At 66.6% G+C, this 2,467-nt stretch carries 1 protein-coding gene; it reads left to right on the forward strand.

Annotation, left to right across the window (positions count from 1 at the left end):
• On the forward strand, positions 1–2,467 hold a 2,467-nt coding region (gene gcvP, locus GV818_RS33590; protein WP_161778734.1), incomplete at both ends, for an aminomethyl-transferring glycine dehydrogenase.

Raw genomic sequence — 2,467 nt, forward strand, 5'->3', positions numbered from 1 at the left:
TGCGCAACCTGCTGGAAAACCCGGCCTGGTACACCGCCTACACCCCGTACCAACCGGAAATCTCCCAGGGTCGGCTGGAAGCGCTGCTGAACTTCCAGACCTTGATCAGCGACCTCAGCGGCCTGCCGATCGCCAACGCCTCGCTGCTCGATGAAGGCACTGCCGCCGCCGAAGCCATGACCTTCTGCCAGCGCCTGAGCAAGAACAAGGGCAGCCACGCGTTCTTCGCCTCGGTGCATTGCCACCCGCAAACCCTCGACGTGCTACGCACCCGGGCCGAGCCCCTGGGGATCGATGTGGTGGTGGGTGATGAGCGCCAGCTGACTGACCTCAGCCCGTTCTTCGGCGCGCTGCTGCAATACCCGGCGAGCAACGGCGACCTGTTCGACTACCGCGAACTGACCGAACGCTTCCACGCCGCCAACGCCCTGGTGGCGGTGGCCGCCGACCTGCTGGCCCTGACCCTGCTGACCCCGCCCGGTGAGTTCGGTGCCGACGTGGCCATCGGCAGCGCCCAGCGCTTCGGTGTACCGCTGGGCTTCGGTGGCCCGCACGCGGCTTACTTCGCCACTCGCGATGCCTTCAAGCGCGACATGCCCGGCCGCCTGGTGGGCGTCTCGGTGGACCGTTTCGGCAAGCCGGCCCTGCGCCTGGCGATGCAGACCCGCGAGCAGCACATCCGCCGCGAAAAGGCCACCAGCAACATCTGCACCGCCCAGGTGCTGCTGGCCAACATCGCCAGCATGTACGCCGTGTACCACGGTCCCAAGGGCCTGATCCAGATTGCCCAGCGCATCCACCACCTGACCGCGATCCTGGCCAAGGGCCTGGGCCAGCTGGGCCTGGCCGTGGAACAGGAAAACTTCTTCGACACCCTGAGCCTGCACACCGCCGGCCGCACCGCCGCGCTGCACGACAAGGCTCGCGCCCAGGGCATCAACCTGCGGGTGATCGACGCCGAGCGCCTGGGCCTGTCCCTGGACGAAACCACCACTGCGGCCGATGTTGAAACCCTGTGGAGCCTGCTGGCCGACGGCAAGCCCGCGCCAGACTTCACCGCGCTCGCGGCGGCGGTCACCAGCAGCATCCCCGCAGCCCTGGTACGCCAGTCGGCGATCCTCAGCCACCCAGTGTTCAACCGCTATCACTCGGAAACCGAGCTGATGCGCTACCTGCGCAAGCTGGCAGACAAGGACCTGGCCCTGGATCGCACCATGATCCCGCTGGGCTCCTGCACCATGAAGCTCAACGCCGCCAGCGAAATGATCCCGATCACCTGGGCCGAGTTCGGCGCGCTGCATCCGTTCGCCCCGGCCGAGCAAAGTGCCGGCTACCAGCAACTGACCACTGAGCTGGAAGCCATGCTGTGCGCCGCCACCGGCTACGACGCGGTGTCGCTGCAACCCAACGCCGGTTCCCAGGGCGAGTACGCCGGCCTGCTGGCCATTCGTGCCTATCACCAGAGCCGTGGCGACGACCGTCGCGATATCTGCCTGATTCCATCCTCGGCCCACGGCACCAACCCGGCCACCGCCAACATGGCCGGCATGCGCGTGGTGGTCACCGCCTGCGACGCCCGTGGCAACGTCGACATCGAGGACCTGCGGGCCAAGGCCATCGAGCACCGCGAACACCTCGCCGCGCTGATGATCACCTACCCCTCGACCCACGGCGTGTTCGAGGAAGGCATCCGCGAAATCTGCGGGATCATTCATGACAACGGCGGCCAGGTGTACATCGACGGCGCCAACATGAATGCGATGGTCGGCCTCTGCGCCCCGGGCAAGTTCGGCGGCGACGTGTCGCACCTGAACCTGCACAAGACCTTCTGCATTCCCCACGGCGGTGGCGGCCCGGGCGTCGGCCCGATCGGCGTCAAGTCGCACCTGGCGCCGTTCCTGCCCGGCCACGCCGCGCTGGAAAACAAGAAGGGCGCGGTCTGTGCCGCACCGTTCGGCAGCGCCAGCATCCTGCCGATCACCTGGATGTACATCCGCATGATGGGTGGCGCCGGCCTCAAGCGCGCCTCGCAATTGGCGATCCTCAATGCCAACTACATCTCGCGGCGCCTGGAAGAGCATTACCCGGTGCTCTACACCGGCAGCAACGGCCTGGTGGCCCACGAATGCATCCTCGACCTGCGCCCGCTGAAAGACAGCAGCGGTATCAGTGTCGATGACGTGGCCAAGCGCCTGATCGACTTTGGTTTCCACGCCCCGACCATGTCGTTCCCGGTGGCCGGCACGCTGATGATCGAGCCCACCGAAAGTGAATCCAGGCAAGAGCTGGATCGTTTTTGCGACGCGATGATCCGCATCCGCGAGGAAATCCGCGCGGTGGAAAGCGGCCTGCTGGACAAGGACGACAACCCACTGAAAAACGCCCCGCACACTGCGGCCGAGCTGGTGGGGGAATGGTCCCACCCGTACAGCCGCGAACAGGCGGTGTACCCGGTGGCGTCGCTGGT

It is taken from the genome of Pseudomonas sp. Fl4BN1 (assembly GCF_009908285.1).
Classification (GTDB): Bacteria; Pseudomonadota; Gammaproteobacteria; order Pseudomonadales; family Pseudomonadaceae; genus Aquipseudomonas.